4 protein-coding genes and 1 pseudogene are annotated in these 4,891 nt (G+C 41.7%); all 5 read right to left on the bottom strand.

The features are described 5' to 3' along the window. Nucleotides 1–41: 41 nt before the first annotated feature. The gene (locus tag WBM98_RS10965) at nt 42–209 is read right to left on the bottom strand and encodes a DUF6747 family protein (protein WP_424366063.1); all 168 of its coding nucleotides are present in this window, start codon (nt 207–209) and stop codon (nt 42–44) included. A gap of 132 nt (nt 210–341) precedes the next feature. Continuing rightward, nucleotides 342–1,103, bottom strand: coding sequence for a M48 family metalloprotease (locus WBM98_RS10960; protein WP_424366062.1), 762 nt, complete (start codon nt 1,101–1,103; stop codon nt 342–344). 40 nt (nt 1,104–1,143) lie between these two features. Continuing rightward, nucleotides 1,144–1,884, bottom strand: a complete 741-nt coding sequence (locus WBM98_RS10955; RefSeq protein ID WP_424366061.1) for a M15 family metallopeptidase — start codon at nt 1,882–1,884, stop codon at nt 1,144–1,146. A gap of 236 nt (nt 1,885–2,120) precedes the next feature. Next, a complete protein-coding gene (locus tag WBM98_RS10950) occupies nt 2,121–3,278 on the bottom strand; it encodes a gliding motility-associated C-terminal domain-containing protein (protein ID WP_424366060.1) in 1,158 nt (385 codons plus the stop codon). Nucleotides 3,279–3,288: 10 nt separating this feature from the next. After that, a pseudogene (locus WBM98_RS10945) lies at nt 3,289–4,891 on the bottom strand (hypothetical protein); the annotation flags it as partial.

The raw sequence follows: 4,891 nt of genomic DNA, 5'->3' as shown, positions 1-4,891 counted from the left end.
ACTCCATATAGTGTTCATGCTAAAGAGTGAATCGTTACGATTTAAAATTCGAAGCCAGTCGCTACCCTATAGAAAAAAGCATAAAGTGCCATAGTCAGCATTAGAACGCAGAAAATGGAATATGCTTTTAATAGTACGACCACGAAATTTGGTCTACAATTCTCGAAAGCTTCTGTGTAAATGTCCTTAAAATGTAATAGTGTTCCCATATAGTTTTGTTTAAATGATTGTAAATCAAAGCTATAAGGGTTAAATCTGAGGCAATAAAAAGATTTGGTAGAGGTTCAAAGATACTAAAATATACCGATTGACAATGGGATTTATGTTAATTCTATAACGAATTACCCACCATATTTGGCAATTGCTTCCCTGATCTTTTCAATACGGTTCTCCGGATCGGGATGGGTACTTTGAAATTCAGGAACACGATTGGGTCCTGCGGCCGCTTTAAGGATTTTCATCACCTCAATCATTTCATTGGGATCATAATGAGAATTGATCATAAACAAAACACCAAGGTCATCACTTTCCAATTCGTCACCACGACCATTTGTTAAAAGGGTATTCTGACCTATACTACTCACAATTCCGCCAGCATCGGCCCCCACTGTCGCCCCCATGGTAACGGTTTGCCAAAATTGACTATCAGCGATGCGTTCAGCGGAATGCCTACCGATAACATGGCCTATTTCATGACCTAGAACCCCAGCCAATTGGGCTTCGTTCAATTGGGAAAATAGGGCATAGGTAATGAATACCTGACCGCCAGGCAATGCAAAGGCATTGATGGTTTGATCATCGGCCAATAAGTGAAAATCGTATTTATAGGGGGTTTCACGGGCAATACTATTGTCGACCAACTTTTTGCCGATATAATCAACGAATGACTGGAGCCGTTCATCAGGATACAATCCCCCATGTTGTTGCGCTATTTCAGGCGCACTTTGAAGACCAATGGCAATTTCCTGCTCAGAAGTCATATTGATATTTTGGACCCTACCGGTATACGGGTTTTCTTCCTTATTGTTGCATCTTTGGATAAGGGCAAAGCCTACTATAGCCAAGCCTATAAAAATCCTAATTTTCCAACTGCCTCTTTTCATGGTTAGTGCGGTTCAGTAGTGTCACAATGTACAAAAAGACTTATAAAAGTGCCGTATTGATTCCCAAGATATTGTTTTTTACATAATTCTTTATAAAACCAGTGGTAAAATGTTCACTACCGTAGAATTCTTCCTCCCTCATTAGCTGTAAAATATTCAACCTTCGATAGGCCTTAAGCATGGGGATCGAGATAGGGGCATAACTGTAATGCCAAGGCTCATACTTAAAACCCCTTCGTCTAGGGTCATCGGTATAAACGATATGAAAGTCAAATTTTTGGGAATTTTCATCCATCCATTTCTTAAAATCCTCAAAGGGTCCACCGGCTTCAAATTTTTCAGGGACCAAGACATCACCGTTGGCATTTCGATAGCCGTCAATAATATCAATGTCCGTTCCCCAATGATGTCTGCTGGTGCCAGGGATTGTGGAATATTCAATGATCTTGTCAATAGCTGCAAGAGGCTCTAATCCATCCTCCTCGGTATACTTGATATACTTTCTTTCCCAGATCGATTCCTGTCGATCGAAATTGCGATAGCTTGAAACTATTTTTATATCGATACCGTCACTATAGGCCGCTTTTTTCATGGCTAAAAAAGCATCATGAGCTTCTTTTCTAAGTTGTATTCCTTCACCATAAAGCTGAATCTCTTCCTTGCCCATCAATTCCAATACCGAGTATTCAATTTCACCGCTATTCGCTGCCAATAGGGAAGGTGCTAAGGTCAAAGCCAATCCTGAAATGCTACTTTTTTTTATGAATGATCTTCTTTTCATGCTTGTTTTTTTGGTTTAAACCCTGTAGTTTGTTGCAAGGTAACAACAAAAATGTTGCCACAATATCCCTTTGGTCTATCGTATTGCCAGTCACAATTTGGGAAGGGTATGGTAAAGGCCATCCAACATTGCGACCTACCCACATTTCTGCGGATTAAAATTAAACAAATATTCTTGTTCTTTCCAAGTCCTAGAAACGCTTAAAAGCACAATGCCAAGCGTATGCCCCATGAAAATCATTGGGTAAGGGAAAGATAGAGGTATCCTTGATGCCGTTGTTTGAGGTCATGCATGGTAATGATATAGAAATAGATACCTGTGGCCAATCCTGAATCGCGGGCAACGACCATGTTCCTATTTGAGGTGCCATCAAAATCATTTTGATAGTTGTCCTTTGAATAGACCAATACACCATACCTGTTGAATATCTGAATGGAATTGTGAGGAGAGCTTTCAAGCCCATCAAGTACTAGGAAGTCATTTTTTCCGTCACCATTAGGGGTCATATAATAATTGTCGAGTTCAATGGTATCAAACAGTTCGACCATATCGGCGTTACCTCCTAAAGTCAAGATTTCATAGTCATTGGGTACAAAGGGTTCTGAGGTAACCGATCCTTTGGTAAGTCCTCCCTGTACATTGGTATTCCCAAGATTTACCCATTTGTCTTGGGCCTTGTGCCAACCTACTACCTTAAGATCGCCAAGATATTCGGCCAATACTCCAATATTACTCCATTCGTCCCATGTTAGGGTAACTGAGGTCGAAACCTCCCCTTTCAAATTCCAATATTCCAATTGACTTACCTTCATATACTCAGAAGCTGTTTTTTGGGTTTGAAAACTCTTTCCAAAAACAGAGGGTGCATTGGGATCTTCGTAAAAATAAGCACATTTCACAAGGGGATCTATTTCATCAGATCTTATGGACAAAGGTCTTAGACGTTCATCATCACCTACAGGGAAAGTGAAGGTGTCCTTGTTGGTAAACGCAGCATACCCATCGATAAGTGATACATCATTTTCACCTACATAGAATGCATTTTCCATAAAATTGGCAAAAATATCGGTATCGATCCTTGGGGTAATCACATCCCCGACAATAAGGTTCACATTGTTGGTCACACCGATTGGAATGTTTAGATACAATCCATTGTCAACAGCGATTTCAGCATCATAGAAAACCGGATTATTATTACCTGAAACCGAAAGTGATTTATCAAACCCATAAAAACCCACCAGGCCTGAATTTTGGTCAAAATCACCGTCATTGATCAGGTCCAGATGAAAACCCACCATGGTAGCGCCATGAATTTGCATGGAACCATAGTTGTGGAAAGCATCCTGTGCGAAAACACTGGAATACAAACAAAAGAGAAAGAAAAAATATTTCATTTGCATACCCTTATCTTAATTTGTTGATAATGAAACTTGCATTTCCAGATCCGTTAATATAGACAGATCCGGAATCAGCTTCTCTTCGGGAAATAATTGTTATTACATCATTAGCATTTAATTGTAGAATTTCGTTCAGACTGATTGTAGGCATAAACTTATCCTTTTCTCGAAGATAGCCTGTTGCCCCAATTGCCCCCACGGGAGTTCCATTTACTTCAATTCTCACAGTAACGCTCGTTTTATCATCATCGGCATATAAGGTTAGATTTGCTATGATGTTATATCTTCCTGTTTCTTTAACTCTTAACGTGTTTCCAGTCACTTGATATAAATTGTTGCCGTCGTCTTTATAATCCTCGTTTCCAAATATGGGAACCGAAGTGTTATTATTATTCAAATTTGTACTTGTGTTGGTATTCGTCCAACGGCCACCATAATTGATTTTGGATCGCTGAAGAACACCTGTGGCATTTGCTGCGAGGATATCATCGGTATTCGTGGCAGTTCCCAGTGCTCTTATTCTTGCATTCCCATTGACATCGAGTTGTTCAGAAGGAGTGTTTGTATTGATTCCGACATTTCCTCCATTCGCAAGGAACAATCTATAATCCGCAACATTCGATTCAACAAAGTTTAGTCCGTTCGAAAGTAAATTCCAATGCCATTTTGGTGTACCAGCACTATTCTGAAATGCTAATACATCTACCCCATTGGCTCTTACTACCAGTGGATGGTTGTTAAATGTCACTGCTTGGTTTACCAATACTTGTCCCTTGTTCTGGACCAACCTAAGTTTTTCTGTGTTATTTGCTTTAAAAACAAGGTCTTGAGCATCTGTGGTACCAACAAAATTTGTGGTTGCATTGGTACTACTATTTCCTAACAGTTCCCATGATGGATTAGCAGCATCCCCTTTTTCGCCCTTCTCACCTTGGTCACCCTTGTCACCTTTTTCGCCGGTGTCACCTTTTAAACCTTGTATTCCTTGTGGTCCAATTTCTCCCTGTATTCCTTGTGCTCCAATTTCGCCTTGGATTCCCTGTGGCCCAACTTCGCCTTGGATTCCTTGTGCTCCGGTTGCACCAGTATCTCCAGTGTCACCTTTTAGACCTTGGGGTCCAATTTCGCCCTGGATTCCTTGAGGCCCAACTTCTCCTTGAAGTCCCTGTGCTCCGGTTGCTCCGGTTGCACCAGTATCTCCGGTGTCGCCTTTTAAACCTTGTGGTCCGACATCACCTTGGTCACCCTTGTCACCTTTTTCACCAGTATCTCCTTTTAGTCCTTGGGGTCCGACCTCACCTTGGATTCCTTGTGCTCCGGTTGCTCCGGTTGCACCAGTATCCCCGGTGTCACCTTTTAGGCCTTGGGGTCCGATTTCTCCTTGGATTCCCTGCGGACCTACGTCACCTTGGTCTCCTTTTTCACCAGTGTCACCTTTTAGACCTTGTGGCCCAACTTCGCCCTGTATTCCTTGTGGACCGACTTCTCCTTGGATTCCCTGCGGACCGACCTCACCTTGTATTCCTTGTGCTCCGGTTGCTCCGGTATCCCCGGTGTCACCTTTTAGTCCTTGGGGTCCAACTTCTCCCTGGATTCCCTTCTCACCTTTT

The organism is Maribacter sp. (assembly GCF_049667165.1).
In the GTDB taxonomy this organism is placed as follows: Bacteria; Bacteroidota; Bacteroidia; order Flavobacteriales; family Flavobacteriaceae; genus Maribacter_A.
Note: the sequence above shows the minus strand (reverse complement) of the source record. Positions and strands in the feature narration are given on the sequence as shown.